Source organism: Pseudomonas sp. BAY1663, assembly GCF_000582595.1.
GTDB classification, from domain to species: domain Bacteria; phylum Pseudomonadota; class Gammaproteobacteria; order Pseudomonadales; family Pseudomonadaceae; genus Stutzerimonas; species Stutzerimonas stutzeri_AF.
In genome coordinates this window covers 1-18,219 of sequence record NZ_AZSV01000060.1, presented here as the reverse complement: position 1 = coordinate 18,219, position 18,219 = coordinate 1, and the positions used below count along the sequence as shown (strand labels likewise).

Sequence of the window (18,219 nt, the reverse complement as noted above, 5' to 3'; positions counted from 1 at the left end):
AGCAGCGTCCCGAGAATAGGGTATGTGCTCAGCGGTGGATGGAGCGGACGGGACGGCAAGGGATGGTGCCCGCGGCAGAGCGTGTGCTCCACCGCACGGGCGCCAGGCTCTTAGCCTTCGAGCTTTTTCTTCAGCAGTTGGTTCACCTGGCCGGGGTTGGCCTTGCCCTTGGACGCCTTCATCGCCTGGCCGACGAAGAAGCCGAACATCTTGCCGCGCTTGGCTTCGTCGCTGGCGCGGTATTGTTCGACCTGCTCGGCGTTGGCCGCGAGTACCTCGTCGAGCATCGCCTCGATCGCGCCGGAGTCGGTGACCTGCTTGAGGCCCTTCTTCTCGATGATCTCGTCGGCCGTCGCGCCTTCGCCGGCGGCCAGTGCCTCGAAGACCATCTTGGCAATCTTGCCGCTGATGGTGTTGTCCTTGATGCGCTGGATCATCCCGCCCAGTTGCTCGGCGGAAACCGGCGACTGCTCGATGTCCAGGTTGTCCTTGTTGAGCAGGCTGGACAGCTCGCCCATCACCCAGTTGGCGGACAGCTTGGCATCGCCGCAGACCTGCTGCACCGCCTCGAAGTAGTCGGCCATTTCGCGGCTGGCCGCCAGTACCGTGGCGTCGTAGGCCGACAGGCCGAACTCGCGCTCGAAGCGCTCGCGCTTCTGCACAGGCAGCTCCGGCAGGCTGGCGCGCACTTCGTCGAGGAAGCTCTGCTCGATCACCACCGGCAGCAGGTCGGGGCAGGGGAAGTAGCGGTAGTCGTTGGCTTCTTCCTTGCTGCGCATCGAGCGCGTCTCGTCCTTGTTCGGATCGTACAGGCGGGTCTCCTGCACCACCGTGCCGCCGTCCTCGATCAGTTCGATCTGGCGCTGCACCTCGTGGTTGATCGCCTTCTCGATGAAACGGAAGGAGTTGACGTTCTTGATCTCGGCGCGGGTGCCGAACGCGGCCTGGCCCTTCGGTCGCACCGAGACGTTGCAGTCGCAGCGCAGCGAGCCCTCGGCCATGTTGCCATCGCAGATGCCCAGATAGCGCACCAGCGCGTGAATCGCCTTGACGTAGGCGACCGCCTCCTTGGCCGAGCGGATATCCGGCTCGGAGACGATTTCCAGCAGCGGCGTGCCGGCGCGATTGAGGTCGATGCCGCTCATGCCGTGGAAGTCTTCATGCAGGCTCTTGCCGGCGTCCTCTTCCAGGTGCGCGCGGGTGATGCCGATGCGTCGCGTGCTGCCGTCTTCCAGGGTGATGTCCAGGTGGCCCTTGCCGACGATGGGGTGGTCCATCTGGCTGGTCTGGTAGCCCTTGGGCAGGTCCGGGTAAAAGTAGTTCTTGCGCGCGAAGACGTTCTTCTCGGCGATCACGGCGTCGATCGCCAGGCCGAACTTGCAGGCCATGCGCACCGCTTCGGCGTTGAGCACCGGCAGGGTGCCGGGCATGCCGAGGTCGACCAGGCTGGCCTGGGTGTTGGGCTCGGCGCCGAAGGTGGTGGCGCTGCCGGAAAAGATCTTCGACTGGGTGGCGAGCTGTGCGTGGATTTCCAGCCCGATCACGGTTTCCCATTGCATCTGTTCGGTCTCCTCAGAATCCGGCCGGGGCGCGCAGGTGCCAATCGCTGACCTGCTGGTATTGGTGCGCCACGTTGAGCAGGCGCGCCTCCTGGAAATACGGGGCGAGCAGTTGCACGCCCACCGGCAGGCCGTCGATGAAGCCGGCCGGCATCGACAGGCCGGGGATGCCGGCGAGGTTGGCGGTGATGGTGTAGATGTCTTCCAGATAGGCGGAAACCGGGTCGGCGTTCTTCTCGCCGAGCTTCCAGGCCAGGTTCGGCGTGGTCGGGCCGAGGATCAGGTCGACGTCCTCGAAAGCGCCGACGAAGTCGTTCTTGATCAGCCGGCGGATCTTCTGTGCCTTGAGGTAGTAGGCGTCGTAGTAGCCGGCCGACAGCGCGTAGGTGCCAACCATGATGCGCCGCTTGACCTCGTCGCCGAAGCCTTCGGCGCGCGAGCGCTTGTAGAGGTCGGTGAGGTCCACGGGGTTCTCGCAGCGGTAGCCGAAGCGCACGCCATCGAAACGCGAGAGGTTGGAGGAGGCCTCGGCCGGCGCGATCACATAGTAGGAAGGGATCGCGTGTTGCATGTTCGGCAGGCTGATGTCCTTCACCGTGGCGCCGAGCTTCTTCAGTTCTTCGACCACTTGCATCACCGCATCGGCGATCTTCGGGTCGAGACCGGCGCCGAAGTATTCCTTCGGCAGGCCGATGCGCAGGCCGGCGAGTGGCTGGCTCAGTGCGGCGAGGTAGTCGTCCAGCGGCTGTTCGACGCTGGTGGAGTCCTTCGGATCGAAGCCGGCCATGGCGCCCAGCAGCAATGCGCAATCTTCGGCGGTGCGCGCCATGGGGCCGCCCTGGTCGAGGCTGGAGGCATAGGCGACCATGCCCCAGCGTGACACCCGGCCGTAGGTGGGCTTGAGGCCGGTGAGGTTGGTCAGCGCCGCCGGCTGGCGGATCGAGCCGCCGGTGTCGGTGCCGGTGGCAGCCGGGATCAGGCGCGCGGCGATGGCGGCGGCGGAGCCACCGGAGGAGCCGCCGGGCACGCGGTCGGGTCCCAGGGATTCTTCACCGGGCCGTAGTAGCTGGACTCGTTGGCCGAGCCCATGGCGAACTCGTCCATGTTCAGCTTGCCGAGGGTGACGGTGCCGGCGGCGGCGAGCCGTTCCACGACGGTGGCGTCGTAGGGCGCCTTGAAGGCGTCGAGAATCCGCGAGCCGCAACTGGTGCGGATGCCCTGGGTGCAGAACAGGTCCTTGTGACCGATTGGCGCACCCAGCAGCGCGCCGTCCTCGCCGGCGGCGCGGCGGGCGTCGGCGGCCCTGGCCTGGGCGAGGGCCAGTTCCTCGGTGACGCTGATGAAGCTGTTGAGCTGCGGATCGAGCTGCTGAATGCGCGCCAGCAGGGTGTGGGTCAGCTCCTCGGCGGAGAAGCGCTTCTCGGCGAGGTTGCGGGCGATTTCGGCAAGCGTCAGGTTGTGCATGGCGGTGTCCTTCATCACTCGATCACCCGCGGGACCAGGTACAGGCCGTCTTCCACGGCCGGGGCGATCGCCTGGTAGGCGTCGCGCTGGTTGCGCTCGGTGACCACGTCGGCGCGCAGGCGCTGGGTGGTTTCCAGTGGGTGGGCCAGCGGCTCGATGCCGCTGGTGTCGACCGCCTGCATGCGGTCGATCAGGCCGAGGATATTGTTGAGGGTCTCGGTGGTGCGGGGCAGGTCGGCTTCAGCCAGGCCCAGGCGGGCCAGGTGAGCGATCTTTTCCACCTCGGTGCGTTCAAGCGCCATCGGATATCTCCAGCGGAAAGCGAATCGGGGCGGCCCTTGCGTCGGTCGAGCGGAGCGCGAGGGCGGCAATGTCGAGCCGCGGCAATGGGCGTTCGAGCCCGGAAAAGCCGTCAATCTTACATGTCCGGGGCGTTTCCCGGTAGCGTGGCCATGGTGCCCGGGGATGGGGCGAACTGCCGCGCAGTGCCGCCAAGCGCGCAATGGCTCACGTCTGAAGCGTCCTCGACGGACTCGCGCCTTGCCCTAAGTTCGCACCATTGTTAGAGTTTGCGGCACTTTTTTCCCCACGCGTTTGCCCCAGGGCCCTTTTCCCATGTTCAAGAAACTGCGTGGCATGTTTTCCAGTGATCTGTCGATCGACCTGGCACTGCCAATACCCTTATTTATGTGCGCGATCGCGGTATCGTTCTCGACGAGCCGTCGGTGGTCGCCATTCGTAGCCACGGCAATCAGAAAAGCGTGGTGGCCGTGGGCACCGAGGCCAAGCGCATGCTGGGCCGTACCCCGGGCAACATCAATGCGATCCGCCCGATGAAGGATGGCGTGATCGCCGACTTCAGCGTCTGCGAGAAGATGCTGCAGTACTTCATCAACAAGGTTCACGAGAACAGCTTCCTGCAGCCTAGCCCGCGCGTGCTGATCTGCGTGCCGTGCAAGTCGACCCAGGTCGAGCGCCGCGCCATTCGCGAATCGGCGCTGGGTGCCGGTGCCCGCGAAGTATTCCTGATCGAGGAGCCGATGGCCGCCGCCATCGGCGCCGGCCTGCCGGTGGACGAGGCGCGTGGCTCGATGGTCGTCGACATCGGTGGCGGTACCACCGAGATCGCGCTGATCTCCCTCAACGGCGTGGTCTATGCCGAGTCCGTGCGGGTCGGTGGCGATCGTTTCGACGAATCCATCGTGACTTATGTACGGCGCAACTATGGCAGCCTGATCGGCGAATCGACCGCCGAGCGCATCAAGCAGGAGATCGGCACCGCCTTCCCGGGTGGCGAGCTTCGCGAAGTGGACGTTCGCGGCCGCAATCTGGCCGAAGGCGTACCGCGCAGCTTCACCCTGAACTCCAACGAAGTGCTCGAAGCGCTGCAGGAGTCGCTGGCGACCATCGTCCAGGCGGTCAAGAGCGCGCTCGAACAATCGCCGCCGGAGCTGGCCTCCGACATCGCCGAGCGTGGCCTGGTGCTCACCGGTGGTGGCGCGCTGCTGCGTGACCTGGACAAGCTGCTGGCGCAGGAGACCGGCCTGCCGGTGATCGTCGCCGAGGAGCCGCTGACCTGCGTCGCTCGTGGCGGTGGTCGCGCCCTGGAGATGATGGATCGTCACGCCATGGACCTGCTGTCCACTGAGTGAGCTCCAGGCGGTAAGCTCCTGGGGGCTGTTGGCGTTTCGCCGCAACGCGGCCCGCGCCGCAACATCAACAGCCCCTAGACAAGCCGAAAGCCCGGTTCGCACCGGCTTTCGGCTTGTCGCGTTCAGTCTTCCGAAATCATCAGCCGTGAGGTAGTCGCAATCAAGCCGCTATTTGCCAAGGGACCTTTGCTCGGTGTGCGCCTGCTGGTGCTCGTCGTGCTTTGTGTCGCGCTGATGGTGGTCGATGCACGCTTCGACGCGCTGAAAACGGTACGCAGCCAGATGGGCCTGGTGCTGACGCCGTTCTACTGGCTGGCGGACATGCCGGTGCGCATCTGGAAAGGCGCCACCGAGCAGATCGCCAGCAGCAGCAGCCTGATGGCCGAGAACGAGAAGCTCAAGGCCGAAGCGCTGCTGATGCAGCGGCGTCTGCAGAAGCTGGCCATGCTCACCGAGCAGAACGTGCGCCTGCGCGAGCTGCTCAACTCGTCGGCACTGGTCGACGACCGGGTGCTCGTCGCCGAGCTGATCGGCCTCGACCCGAACCCCTTCACCCATCGCATCCTGATCGACAAGGGCGCCAAGGACGGCGTGTTCCTCGGCCAGCCGGTGCTCGACGCCAGCGGCTGATGGGGCAGGTGGTCGAGGTGCTGCCCTACGCCGCCCGGGTCCTGCTGCTCACCGACGTGACCCACAGCATTCCGGTGCAGGTCAACCGCAACGGCCTGCGCGCCATCGCCGTGGGCACCGGCAGCCCGGACTATCTCGAGCTGCGCCACGTGGCGGAGAGCGCGGACATCAAGGTCGGCGATCTATTGGTCAGCTCCGGGCTCGGCCAGCGTTTTCCCAGCGGTTATCCGGTGGCACAGGTGACCGAAGTGGTGCATGGCTCCGGCCAGCCGTTCGCCATCGTGCGCGCGGTGCCGACGGCAATGCTCAACCGTAGCCGTTACCTGATGCTGGTCTTCAGCGATTCGCGCAGCCCCGAGGAGCGCGCCGCCGCGGCCGCCGAAGCGCAGGCCGACGCGGACCGCCAGGCCTCCGAGGAAACCGGCCAGGAGCAGCAACCGCCAGCCGGCAACGATGCCGAACAAGCCGGGCAACCGGCTGCGGATGCGGGGGCGCGGCCATGATCGGCGGGCGCCCCAACAACGGCTGGGTGATCTGGCTCAGCCTGACGCTCGCCCTGCTGCTCAGCGTGGCGCCGATGCCCGGCAGTGCCGAACTGGGCCGGCCGCTGTGGCTGGGGCTGGTCATCGCCTACTGGTCGCTGACCCTGCCGCATCGTGGTGGGCTGGGGGCCGCGTTCTGTTTCGGGCTGGCACAGGATGTACTGGCCGGCACGCTGTTCGGGCAGAGCGGGCTGCCACTGATCCTGGTCGCCTTCCTGGTCTTGAGTCTGCAGCAGCGCCTGCGCATGTTCCCGTTGTGGCAGCAGAGCATGGTATTGCTGGTGATCCTCGGCCTGGCGCAACTGGTCCAGCTCTGGCTCAACACCTTGACGGGCAACCGTCCGCCGACCCTGCTGTTCCTGGTGCCGGTGCCCATCAGCGCGCTGCTCTGGCCCTGGGTCTTCGTGGCGCTGCAGTGGGCGCGTCGGCGCTTCGCCGTCTACTGAGGGGCACGGACGTTCCGTCCTGATGCCTTCTTTTCGTGTGGTTTTGTGTGGTCGCGCAAGCCCCTTGCCTTGAAGCTGCAGAGCATTTCTGAAATCATGCCGCCACTATGGCGTTCCGCCATTATCGGTTCTGCCTTCAGACAGACGACAAGTACAACAGCACGGGCGAGTGGGTATGGAAGCTGACGTTTCGATTTGTTCCAAACCGGGAGGCTCTCGTCGCGCCCGTTCGGTGATGGCTGGCAGCGGTGCAGTCGGGGCGCTGATGCTGACGCTGCTGGTCGGCAGCAGCTATTCCCAGGCCGACGGCGAGCCAAAGGCGCCGCAGCTGGCCAAGCTTTCCACACCCGTTCCGGTCACCACGCCCACAGTCGCCGATGCATCGGACGGCTCGCCCCGCGCGGAGCAGCTGGCGGCCAAGATCGCCGAACTCGATGCCCTGCTGCTCGACAAGCAGAAACTCGAAGATGCCCTGCGCATCGAGAAGAGCGCACAGGCCGCCGCCCGGCTGCAGCTGGAAAACAGCAAGAAGCTCATCCGCATGGAGGTCGACGATTTCCTCGGTCAGGGCGCAGACCGCAAGCGGCTCAACGAACTGCTCGACGAACATGCGCGCACTACCGAGGCCGAAGCCACCGTCAGCGGGCGTGTCGATGCGATCGAGAAGGATCTCGGCAGCCAGCACCTGAAGTTTTCCCTGGCGGCGCGTGACGTCGAGCGTCTCAAGGCGCAGCTGGCAGCGGAAATCCGTGAGCGCAACAGCAAGAAGATCCAGGCCATCGCCCGCAAGCTGGACAAGACGATCCGCTTCGAACAGTCGGTATCCTTCCGTTGCTCGGCCAGCAAGAGCCTGGCCGACTGCCTGGCCGAGCATCGCAACGACGGCCAGATGTCGCAATGGGTGCTGGAGAACTACCAGCGGGTGCTCGCCGAGGACCTCAAGGATCAGGTCGCCGATCTGGCGCTGGATACCGGCTGGTATCGCTACCGCACCCGCAGCGACTTCGCCCAGGCGAGCATGAGCCTGGACGGCACCGTCAATGCTCAGGTGAGCATCGAAGCGACCGTCAGCGCGAAGAAGATGATGCCCTGCGCGATCCTCGACGTGCCTTACGAGCAGTGCGACAGCAAGACCTATTCGCTGATCGTGCGCAGCAACAAATATGGCGACCAGGTCCGCATCAATGACCAGGAGCACGGCGCGACGCCGGTCTCGCTGGTGCTCGACAGTGGCGTCTACGACATCCAGGTCACCTCCGGTGGCATCACCCAGAAGCGCACGCTGTCGCTCAAGGGCGACCAGGTGCTCAACTTCAAGTTCTGATCTGCAAGGGCTCGGCTAGGCCGGGCCCTTGCGCTTTCCTCGTAACGCCCGGGTATGCGACCCTGCCGCTTATTTTCAAGGATCAGGCAGCATGGGCGCACTGTTTCTCGCCTCCGCATCTCCCCGTCGCCGCGAACTGCTCGCACAGATCGGCGTTCCCTTTTCCCTGCTCGACGTATCGGTCGATGAAACCCCGTCGCCGGCCGAATCGCCCGAAGCCTATGTCGAACGCATCGCGCGGGCCAAGGCGCAGGCCGGCCTGGCCCGCCTGGACGACCGCGATGGCTGTGTGCTGGGCGCCGATACCAGTGTGGTGCTCGACCAGCGTATCCTGGGCAAGCCGGAGAGTCGCGCCGATGGCCTGGCCATGCTGGCTGCCCTGTCCGGGCGCACGCACCGGGTCATGACCGCGGTGGCACTGGCCCGCCGGGCGGCCTGCGAGGTGCGCGTGGTCGTCAGTGAGGTGACCTTTCGCACGATCGTCGAAGCCGAGGCGGAGCGTTACTGGGCCAGCGGCGAGCCGCTGGACAAGGCGGGCGGCTATGCCATTCAAGGCTGGGGTGCGGCGTTCGTCAGCCAGTTGCAGGGCAGCTATTCGGCGGTGGTCGGCCTGCCGCTGTGTGAAACCGCGCAGCTTCTCGATGCGTTCGGCCTTCCCCGTTGGACCAAAGGCTCAAGCTAGAGCCTGTGGCTTCGGCACGCATGGCGGTTAGAATCGACCGCAACCATCAGCTAGCGCTGCATATCAAGCCACCGGCCGAGAACAAGAATGAGCGAAGAAATCCTGATGAACATCACCCCCATGGAATCACGGGTGGCGGTGGTGGAGAACGGTGTCCTGCAGGAGGTGCATGTCGAGCGCACCCAGCGTCGCGGCATCGTCGGCAATATCTACAAGGGCAAGGTGGTGCGCGTGCTGCCAGGCATGCAGGCAGCCTTCGTCGACATCGGCCTGGACCGCGCGGCTTTCATCCATGCGTCGGAGATTTCCGCGCGTGAAGGCAACGCCGTCGAGCCGATCAATGCGCTGGTGCACGAGGGGCAGAGCCTGGTGGTGCAGGTCACCAAGGACCCCATCGGCACCAAGGGGGCGCGACTCACCACCCAGCTGTCGATCCCCTCGCGCTATCTGGTCTACATGCCGCGCACCAGCCACGTGGGGATTTCCCTGCGTATCGAGGACGAGGCCGAGCGCGAGCGGCTCAAGCAGATCGTTGCCGAATGTGTCGCCGCCGAAGGTATCCAGGAGGCCGGCGGCTTCATCCTGCGCACCGCCGCCGAGGGCGCTGGCCGCGACGAGATCCTCATGGACATCCGCTACCTGCGCCGGCTCTGGGAACAGATCGCCGGGCAGATCAAGACCGCCTCGGCGCCCACGGTGATCTACGAAGACCTCTCGCTGGCCATGCGCACGCTGCGCGACCTGGTCAACCCGCGGATCGAGAAGATCCGCATCGACTCGCGGGAAAACTTCCAGAAGGTCAGGCAGTTCGTCGGCGAACTGATGCCCGAGCTGGGCGACCGCCTCGAACACTACCCGGGCGAGCGGCCGATCTTCGATCTCTACGGCGTCGAGGACGAGATCCAGAAGGCCCTGGAACGCAAGGTCATGCTCAAGTCCGGCGGCTACCTGATCATCGACCCCGCCGAAGCGATGACCACCATCGATGTCAACACCGGCGCCTTCGTCGGCCACCGCACCCTCGAGGAAACCATCTTCAAGACCAACCTCGAGTCGGCCACTGCTATCGCCCGCCAGCTGCGGCTGCGCAACCTGGGCGGGATCATCATCATCGACTTCATCGACATGGAGGACGAGGAGCATCGCCGGCAGGTGCTGCGCACCCTGGAGAAGCAGCTGGAGCGCGACCACGCCAAGACCAACATCATCGGCATCACCGAGCTCGGCCTGGTGCAGATGACCCGCAAGCGTACCCGCGAGAGCCTCGAACAGGTACTCTGCGAGCCGTGTATGTGCTGCCAGGGGCGCGGCAAGCTGAAGACGCCGGAAACCATCTGCTACGAGATCTTCCGCGAGATCCTGCGCGAGGCGCGGGCCTATCAGGCCGAAGGCTACCGGGTGCTGGCCAACCAGAAGGTGATCGACCGCCTGCTCGACGAAGAGTCCGGCAACGTCGCCGATCTCGAGGCGTTCATCGGCCGCTCGATCAAGTTCCAGGTGGAAAGCATGTACTCGCAGGAACAGTACGATGTGGTGCTGCTCTGAATAGCGCCAGCCAGGACCGGGATGAGCGGAGCGCCGCCCCATGAATCGCCTCGCCGTCTTCCTCATAACCTTGTCGCGCCAGTTGCTCTGGATCGGCGCGGCCGGGTTGGTGCTGGCCGCGCTGTACGTCAGCCTGGGGCGGCAGCTGGTGCCGCTGGTGGCCGAGTACCGCGCGCAAGTGCAGGAGAGGGCGCAGCAGCTGCTCGCCATGCCGGTGACCCTCGGGCGGCTCGAAGGCCGCTGGGAGGGCTTCGCCCCGCGTCTGCTGGCGCATGACGTGCTGCTCGGCGAGGGCGATGGCGCGATGCGCCTGGACCGTCTGGCGATCATCCCCGACCTGGCGGGCAGCCTCTGGGCGCGCGAACTGCGCCTGGCTTCGCTGGAGTTCGAGGGCGTACATCTGGTGCTGGCCGAGACGGCCGACGGCACGTGGCGCATCGACGGGCTGCCGGCGCGCGAGGCGCAGCCGTCGCCCGACCCGCAGCAACTGCTCGCGGCGCTGCAGAAGATCGGTGGCCTGGCATTGCTCGATAGCCAGCTCACCCTGGAGCCCTTCGGCGAAGCGCCGCTGACCCTGACCTACACCGATGTCAGCCTGCGGATCGACGGCGAGCGCCTGCGTCTGGATGGACGCACCGTCCTTCCCGATGGCCAGCCGCTGGCGCTGCGGCTGCAGGCCCGGGTACAGCCGCAACGCTGGCGGCAGGCCGAGGCGGATCTCTACCTGAGCCTGCCGCAAAGCGACTGGGCGGCCTGGCTGCCTCGACGCCTGACCGGCGACTGGCATCTGCCGCGGTTGCAGGCGGGTGGCGAGATCTGGGCCAGCTGGCGTGGGCAGCGGCTCGACCGCGCCGTGTTGCGGCTGAACGTGCCGCAATTGCATGCGGCCTATGCCGATCGCCCGCCGCTGCAACTCGATGACCTGGCACTTAATGCCTACCTCGACCATCGCGAGCAGGGCTATCGGCTGCTGTTCGACGGCCTGGCGTTCAACCTCGCTGGCGATCGCTGGGGCGACGCACGGATCGTCCTGCAACAGGACCAGGCGCAGCAGCGCTGGAGCCTGCAGGCCGACCGCTTGGGGATCGCGCCACTGGCCACGCTGGTCCACGGGCTGGCCCCGCTGCCGGCGGCGGGAAGCGAGGCCTTGGCGGCGCTCGCGCCGAGCGGAATGCTGCGTAACCTGCAGCTCGATTACCGGGATGAGCTGGATTCGCCCGAGCGTCTGCGCTTTGCCGCCAACCTGGATGCCATCGGCTTCGGTGCGCACAACTGGATTCCGGCAGTGGAGAATCTGAGCGGCAGCATCCAGGGCGATCTCGCCGGCGGCGAGCTACGCCTGGACAGCGAGAACTTCAGCCTGCACCTGGCGCAGCTGTTTCCCGCTCCCTGGGGCTACCGGCAGGGTGGTGGCCGGCTGACCTGGCGGCTGGATGAGCAGGCCTTCACCCTGGCGGCACCCTATCTGCGTCTCGAGGGCGAGGAAGGCCGCATTGCCGGGGATTTCCTGATCCGCCTGCGGCGCGATCCACAGGCCGAGGACTACATGGATCTGCGTGTCGGGCTCAGCCAGGGCGATGCCCGTTACACCGAGAAGTATCTGCCGACGCGTTCCCCGGCGCTGAACCCGGCGTTGGCGAGCTGGCTCAAGGAGGCGATTCGCGGCGGCGCCATCGAGCAGGGCTATTTCCAGTACCAGGGCGCCCTGAACAAAGGGGCGGCGGATAGTGCCCGCAGCCTGAGCCTGTACTTCAAGGTGCGCGATGCCGAACTGGCGTTCCAGCCGGGCTGGCCGGCGCTACGCGAAGGGCGCGGTGAGGTACTGATCGAAGACAGCGGCGTGCGCGTACGGCTCGCCGAGGGGCGGATACTCGACAGCCGGGTACATGAGGCGACGGCGGACATCCCGCATGTCGACAAGGGCCAGGTGCCGCGTCTGGCGCTGCAGGGGCAGGTCGACAGCAGCCTGGCCGATGGCCTGAAACTGCTGCAGGAGGCGCCCATCGGCACCGGCCAACTCTTCGCCGGCTGGCAGGGCAGCGGCCCGCTGGAGGGGGCGCTCGATCTGCTGATTCCGCTGGGCAAGGGAACGCCGCAGGTTGCCGTCGATTTCGCCACCCATGGCGCGACCCTGCGGATCGACGAGCCGGCACTCGGTTTCGAACAGCTCGCCGGCAATTTCCGCTACGACACGCAGGCGGGCTTGAGCGCGCAGGACATCCGCGCCCAGGTCTTCGGCCGAACGGTGCGCGGCAAGGCCGTGGCGACCGGTTCGCCCGGCAAGCCCGCCACGCGCATCGAGGCCCAGGGTAGCGTGGCGCTGGCGCGGCTGACCGAGTGGCTGGGTATGCAGCAATCATTGCCGGCCAGTGGCGAGCTGCCCTACCAGCTCAGGCTGAATCTCGCCGGCGGCGACAGCCGGTTGCAGGTCGACTCCTCGCTGCAGGGGCTGAACATCGAATTGCCGGCCCCGTTCGGCAAGGCTACCGGGGAGCGCCGCGATACGTCGCTGCGCATGACCCTGCAGGGCACGGAGCGGCGTTACGGGGTTCAATACGGCAATCTGGCAACGCTCGCCTTCGCCGCGCCGGCCGGCAACTGGACAGCGGGGCGCGGCGAGCTTCGCCTCGGGCCGGGCGCGGCGAACCTGCCAACGCTCGCCGGCTTGAACGTGCGTGGCACGCTGTCGGAACTGGACTGGAAGGCCTGGCAGGCTGTGCTCGAGCGCCATGGCCAGGGCGACCCGCAGCAGACAGCCGGTTCGCTGCTGCGGCGGGTGCAGGTCGATATCGGCCGTTTCGAGGGCTTCGGAACCCGTGTCGATAATCTCGCCGTGGACCTGCGGCGCGCCACCGAGGCCTGGACACTGGGCCTGCGCAGCCAGATCGTCAGCGGTACGGTGCGCCTGCCGGATGTCACTGGCGGTGTTCTGCTCGCCAATCTCGAGCACCTGCGCCTGCCGGCGGCGCAGGCCGGGCAGAGCCAGGCGCCACGGCCCGATCCGCTGGCGGACGTGGACCCCCGGAACCTGCCGCCGATGGACATTGCCATCAAGCAGGTTTCGCTGGGCGACGATCCGCTGGGGGCCTGGGCCTTGAAGCTGCGACCGGTCAGCGGGGGCGTCGAGTTCCGCGATATCGAGCTGAATCTCAAGGGGCTGAAGATCGGCGGCAGCGGCGGCTGGCACGATGCGCAGACCTGGTACAAGGGGCGCCTGGAAGGCAGCAACCTGGCCGACGTGCTACTGGCCTGGGGCTTCGCGCCCTCGGTCACCAGCGAGACCTTTCGCATGGAGGTGGATGGGCGCTGGCCGGGATCGCCGGCCTGGTTCGGCCTGGCGCGCTTTTCCGGCAGCATGCAACCGCGCTTGCGCAAGGGGCAGTTCGTCGAGGTCGAGGGCAGCGCGCAGGCGCTGCGCGTCTTCGGCCTGCTGAATTTCAACGCCATCGGTCGTCGCTGCGCCTGGATTTCTCCGACCTGTTCGGCAAGGGCCTGAGCTATGACCGGGTGGGCGGTCTGCTGGTGGCCAGCGACGGGGTCTTCGACACGCGCGAGCCGATCAGCGTCAGCGGCCCGTCCAGCAACCTGGAGCTGAACGGCCGACTGGATCTGCTCCAGGACCGGATCGATGCCAAGCTGCTGGTAACCCTGCCGATCAGTAACAATCTGCCGCTGGCGGCGCTGATCGTCGGGGCGCCCGCCATCGGCGGCGCACTGTTCGTGGTCGACAAGCTGCTCGGCGACCGGGTCGCGCGTTTCGCCAGCGTGCAGTACGACGTCGAAGGTCCCTGGCAGTCGCCGAAGATCACCTACGACAAACCATTCGAGAAACCCAATTGAGCAGCCGGCCATTGCGGTGGTCAATTCAGCCATGATCCAGACTCTCGCCGTGATCCAGATGGCCAGCCAGGCCGATGTAGCAGGCAATCTGACCAGCGCGCGGCGCCTGCTGGAACAGGCCGCCGCCGAAGGCGCGCGCCTGGCCGTGCTGCCGGAGAACTTCGCCGCCATGGGTTGCAGCGACTTGCCGCGGCTGGGCCGCGCCGAGGCGGCCGGCGACGGGCCGATCCTGCCCTGGTTGAAACAGACCGCTCGCGACCTCAGGTTATGGATCGTCGCCGGCACGCTGCCGCTGCCGCCGGACGATCGCCCCCAGGGCAAGCCCAACGCCTGCTCGTTGCTGATCGACGATCAGGCCAGCGGGTGGCGCGCTACGACAAGCTGCACCTGTTCGACGCGGACGTGGCCGACAACCGCCGCCGTTATCGCGAGTCCGACGACTACGCGGCGGGGCAACGCCTGGTGCTGGCCGATACGCCCGTGGGGCGCCTGGGGATGAGCGTGTGCTACGACCTGCGCTTTCCCGAACTCTACAGCGCGCTGCGTGCGGCGGGGGCCGAGCTGATCAGTGCGCCTTCGGCCTTCACCACGGTAACCGGCGAGGCGCACTGGACGACACTGATACGCGCCCGCGCCATCGAAACGCAATGCTATGTCCTGGCCGCCGCGCAGGGCGGTGAGCATCCCGGTGGTCGCGTCACCCATGGCCATTCGTCTATCGTTGACCCATGGGGCCGGTTGCTGCGCGAGCAGGCGGCTGGCGAGGTGGCACTGGTCGCCGAGCGTGATGCGGCCGAGCAGGTCGCCCTTCGCCAGCGCATGCCGGTGCAGCATCACCGCCGATTTTCCGTACCGTGCCTGGGCACGGACAGTTTGGAGTGAATATGAGTGAACTGCTGTTACCCGTCACCGAGCGGCTGCTGACGCCCGGCGGCCTGGGGCTCGATGATCTGCCGCATCTGCTGGGCGAGCTGGCTGGCCCGGGTGTCGACGCCGCGGACCTGTACTTTCAGGATCAGGTGTCCGAATCCTGGGTGCTCGAGGATGGCATCGTCAAGGAAGGCGGTTTCCACCTCGAGCAGGGCGTCGGCGTGCGGGCGCTGTCCGGGGAGAAGACCGGCTTCGCCTACAGCAACGCGATCACCGCCGATGCGCTGCGCCAGGCGGCGCAGGCCGCCCGCTCGATTGCCCGCAGCGGGCAGCAGGGGCGGGTGCAGGTGCTGTCGACGGCCGCCTTCGCAGCGTTGTACTGCGGCGAAAATCCCCTGGACGGGCTGAGCCGCGCGGAGAAGGTCGAGCTGCTCAAGCGCATCGACGTCGCCACGCGGGCGCTGGACCCGCGCATCAAGCAGGTCACGGTAAGCCTGGCGGGCGTCTGGGAGCACATTCTGGTGGCCGGCATGGATGGCGGCCTGGCGACCGACATCCGCCCGCTGGTGCGCTTCAACGTCAGCGTGATCGTCGAGCAGAACGGCCGTCGCGAGCGCGGCGGACAGGGCGGTGGCGGCCGCACCGGCTACCAGTATTTCCTCAGCGAGGATCGCGCCATGGGCTATGCCCGCGAGGCGCTGCGCCAAGCGCTGGTCAACCTCGAGGCGGTGCCGGCACCGGCGGGCAGCCTGCCGGTGGTGCTCGGCCCGGGCTGGTCCGGCGTGCTGCTGCACGAGGCGGTCGGGCATGGCCTGGAAGGCGATTTCAACCGCAAGGGCAGCTCAGCCTACAGCGGGCGGATCGGCCAGCAGGTGGCCTCGAAACTGTGCACCATCGTCGATGACGGCACCCTGGCCGACCGCCGCGGTTCGCTCAGCGTCGACGACGAGGGCACGCCGACCCAGTGCACCACGCTGATCGAGAACGGCGTGCTCAAGGGCTACATCCAGGACAAGCTGAATGCCCGCCTGATGGGCGTCGCGCCCACCGGCAACGGACGACGCGAATCCTATGCGCACCTGCCGATGCCGCGCATGACCAATACCTACATGCTGGCCGGCGAGAGCGACCCGCAGGAGATCATCCGCTCGGTGAAGAGAGGCATCTACTGCGCCAGCCTCGGTGGCGGCCAGGTGGACATCACCAGCGGCAAATTCGTCTTCTCCACCAGCGAGGCCTATCTGATCGAGGACGGCAAGCTGACCGCGCCGGTGAAAGGCGCGACCCTGATCGGCAACGGCCCGGAGGTGATGAACCGGGTGTCGATGGTCGGTAACGACCTGGCGCTGGACAGTGGCGTCGGCACCTGCGGCAAGGACGGCCAGTCGGTCCCGGTGGGGGTCGGCCAGCCGACGCTGAAGATCGACGAGATCACCGTGGGGGGCACGGGAGCTTGAAGCTGGAAGCCCGAAGCTGGAAGCAGTACGGGCCGCTTGCGGCTTCCAACTTCCAGCTTCCGGCTCGTGGCTTTATTTCAGTCCGCGCTTGGTTTCGTCCAGGTCGCGGATGTACTTGAAGATCTTGCGGCTCGCCGCTGGCGGTTTGTTGCGCGCCGCTTCGTGCTGGGCATGACGGACCAGCCCGCGCAGGTGCTGGCGGTCGGTTTCGGGGTATTCGGCGACGAAGGCTTCCAGCGTCTCGTCGTTGCCGCCGACCAGGCGGTCGCGCCAGCGCTCCAGGGCATGGAAGCGCTCGTTGTACTGGCGGGTCGAGGCATCGAGCTGGTCGACCAGCGCCAGGATGGCATCGACGTCTTGGTCGCGCATGAGCTTGCCGATGTACTGGATGTGGCGTTTACGGGCGATGTGCGCCTTGTGTTTCGGAGCGTCGGCCAGGGCCTTCTGCAGGGCGTCGCTCAGCGGCAGGCGGGCGATCAGGTCGGGCTTGAGCGTGGTCAGGCGCTCGCCGAGTTCCTGCAGGGCATGCAGCTCGCGCTTGACCTGGGATTTGCTTTTCTCGTCGAAATCTTCGACGTCGGAGTGTTCAGGCATGGGGATGGTCCAGTAGGAAATGCCGCCATGATAACAGCAGCCCCGGCGGCAGGCTTCAAAGGGCGCGCCGCGGGGATGCAACTTGATTCGAATGCAGTGTTTGGGAGTTCTTATGAGCGAAGTAGAGGGCATCGGTCCGCACGCGCTGCCCGGTTTGCGCGAGAAGGTCGAGCGCATCATCGAGGAGGCGCGCCGGCAGGGCGCCAGTGCCAGCGAAGTGTCGGTCTCCATGGAGCAGGGGTTGTCCACCACGGTGCGTCAGGGCGAGGTGGAAACCGTCGAATTCAACCGTGACCAGGGCTTCGGCATCACCCTGTACGTGGGGCAGAGCAAGGGCTCGGCGAGTACCACCGGCAGTGGTGAGGAGGCCATTCGCGAAACGGTCGCGGCGGCCCTGGCCATCGCCCGGCACGCCTCGGAAGACGCGTTCTCCGGATTGGCCGACGCCGCATTGATGGCTCGCGAGCTGCCCGACCTGGATCTGTTCCACCCCTGGGAGATCTCGCCCGAGCAGGCCATCGAGCAGGCGCTGAGTTGCGAGGGTGCGGCCTTCGCCTTCGACCGGCGCATCCGCAACGCCGACGGCACCAGCCTCAATACCCACCAGGGCTGCCGCGCCTACGGCAACAGCAACGGCTTCATCGGCGGCTACTGCAGCACCCGGCACAGCCTGAGCTGCGTGATGATCGCCGAGAGCGACGGGCAGATGCAGCGCGATTACTACTACGACGTCAACCGCCTGGGCGAGGCCCTGGCCGATCCGCTGAGCATCGGCCGGCGCGCCGCCGAGCGTGCGGTACGCCGCCTGGGCGCACGGCCGATTCCCACCTGCGAAGTGCCCGTGCTGTTCTCCTCCGAACTGGCGACCGGCCTGTTCGGCCACTTCGTCGCGGCGATTTCCGGCGGCAACCTCTACCGCAAGGCGTCGTACCTGGAAGATGCCCTCGGCCAGATGCTGTTCCCCGAGTGGCTGAGCCTCGACGAGCGCCCGCACATTCCGCGGGCCCTGGGCAGCGCCAGCTACGACGGCGACGGCCTGGCCACCTACGCCAAGCCGTTCGTCGAGAACGGCCGGTTGTTGTCCTATGTGCTGTCGACCTACTCCGGGCGCAAGCTGGGCATGCCGAGCACGGCCAATGCCGGTGGCGTGCACAACCTGTTCGTCAGCCATGGCGACGAAGACCAGGCCGCGCTGATCCGCCGCATGGGCCGCGGCCTGCTGGTGACCGAGCTGATGGGGCAGGGGCTCAACCTGGTTACCGGCGATTATTCCCGGGGCGCCGGTGGTTACTGGGTGGAGAACGGCGAAATCCAGTTCCCGGTGCAGGAAGTGACCATCGCCGGCAACCTGCGCGACATGTTCCGCCAGATCGTCGCGGTCGGCTGCGATGTCGAGACGCGCGGCAACGTGCGTACCGGCTCGGTGCTGATCGAGCGCATGACGGTGGCCGGGAAATAGGGGAATGTCGGGTCGGGCTTCGGCGCTTTGCGCTTCAGCGGAACGCCGCCCGACCCAACTGAGGTGTAGCCACGCAGGTTGGGTTGAGCGCAGCGAAGCCCAACGAGCGAATCTCTACCAGGCTGTTGAAAAACTACCTGCGTTGCCATCGCGGC

The 18,219-nt window shown here is 66.7% G+C and carries 9 protein-coding genes and 5 pseudogenes; 10 read left to right on the top strand and 4 right to left on the bottom strand.

Annotated elements, in window-relative coordinates:
• Positions 1 to 110 precede the first annotated feature (110 nt).
• From gatB to gatC, 3 genes and pseudogenes are all read right to left on the bottom strand, one after another.
• Positions 111 to 1,559, bottom strand: coding sequence for an Asp-tRNA(Asn)/Glu-tRNA(Gln) amidotransferase subunit GatB (gatB, locus tag BAY1663_RS15910; RefSeq protein ID WP_037042615.1), 1,449 nt, complete (start codon positions 1,557 to 1,559; stop codon positions 111 to 113).
• A 13-nt stretch (positions 1,560 to 1,572) separates the two neighbouring features.
• Positions 1,573 to 3,023: pseudogene (gene gatA, locus BAY1663_RS15905) on the bottom strand (Asp-tRNA(Asn)/Glu-tRNA(Gln) amidotransferase subunit GatA).
• Positions 3,024 to 3,037: 14 nt separating this feature from the next.
• Positions 3,038 to 3,325 (bottom strand): Asp-tRNA(Asn)/Glu-tRNA(Gln) amidotransferase subunit GatC, encoded by a 288-nt coding sequence (gatC, locus tag BAY1663_RS15900; RefSeq protein ID WP_037042614.1) that lies wholly within the window; start codon positions 3,323 to 3,325, stop codon positions 3,038 to 3,040.
• A gap of 313 nt (positions 3,326 to 3,638) precedes the next feature.
• Here gatC and mreB point away from each other — a divergent pair.
• The 9 genes and pseudogenes from mreB (at position 3,639) to tldD (ending at position 16,011) form a co-directional block, all read left to right on the top strand.
• Positions 3,639 to 4,675 (top strand): annotated as a pseudogene (gene mreB / locus BAY1663_RS15895) (rod shape-determining protein MreB).
• Between the two features lie 207 nt (positions 4,676 to 4,882).
• Positions 4,883 to 5,808, top strand: a pseudogene (gene mreC, locus BAY1663_RS15890) (rod shape-determining protein MreC).
• Positions 5,805 to 6,293 carry a rod shape-determining protein MreD gene (gene mreD, locus BAY1663_RS15885; protein WP_037042612.1) on the top strand — a complete coding sequence of 163 codons (489 nt, stop codon included), beginning with the start codon at positions 5,805 to 5,807 and terminating at the stop codon, positions 6,291 to 6,293. The pseudogene mreC and the gene mreD overlap by 4 nt, the downstream one beginning before the upstream one ends.
• 175 nt (positions 6,294 to 6,468) lie before the next feature.
• Positions 6,469 to 7,617: a PEGA domain-containing protein gene (locus BAY1663_RS15880; RefSeq protein ID WP_037042610.1), complete on the top strand. Its 1,149-nt coding sequence runs from the start codon at positions 6,469 to 6,471 to the stop codon at positions 7,615 to 7,617.
• Between the two features lie 91 nt (positions 7,618 to 7,708).
• On the top strand, positions 7,709 to 8,299 hold the full coding sequence (locus BAY1663_RS15875; RefSeq protein ID WP_037042608.1) for a nucleoside triphosphate pyrophosphatase: 591 nt from the start codon (positions 7,709 to 7,711) through the stop codon (positions 8,297 to 8,299).
• An 87-nt stretch (positions 8,300 to 8,386) separates the two neighbouring features.
• On the top strand, positions 8,387 to 9,844 hold the full coding sequence (gene rng, locus BAY1663_RS15870) for a ribonuclease G (RefSeq protein ID WP_037042606.1): 1,458 nt from the start codon (positions 8,387 to 8,389) through the stop codon (positions 9,842 to 9,844).
• Between the two features lie 40 nt (positions 9,845 to 9,884).
• Positions 9,885 to 13,684, top strand: a pseudogene (locus BAY1663_RS15865) (YhdP family protein).
• A 31-nt stretch (positions 13,685 to 13,715) separates the two neighbouring features.
• A pseudogene (locus tag BAY1663_RS15860) lies at positions 13,716 to 14,566 on the top strand (carbon-nitrogen hydrolase family protein).
• Positions 14,567 to 14,568: 2 nt separating this feature from the next.
• Positions 14,569 to 16,011, top strand: coding sequence for a metalloprotease TldD (gene tldD, locus BAY1663_RS15855; RefSeq protein WP_037042603.1), 1,443 nt, complete (start codon positions 14,569 to 14,571; stop codon positions 16,009 to 16,011).
• 72 nt (positions 16,012 to 16,083) lie between these two features.
• On the opposite strand, the gene yjgA is transcribed toward tldD, so the two are convergent.
• Positions 16,084 to 16,605 carry a ribosome biogenesis factor YjgA gene (gene yjgA / locus BAY1663_RS15850; RefSeq protein ID WP_037042600.1) on the bottom strand — a complete coding sequence of 174 codons (522 nt, stop codon included), beginning with the start codon at positions 16,603 to 16,605 and terminating at the stop codon, positions 16,084 to 16,086.
• A 112-nt stretch (positions 16,606 to 16,717) separates the two neighbouring features.
• Here yjgA and pmbA point away from each other — a divergent pair, with 112 nt between their 5' ends.
• Entirely contained in the window at positions 16,718 to 18,064 is a 1,347-nt protein-coding gene (gene pmbA / locus BAY1663_RS15845; RefSeq protein WP_037042597.1) for a metalloprotease PmbA, read from the top strand.
• Positions 18,065 to 18,219 lie beyond the last annotated feature (155 nt).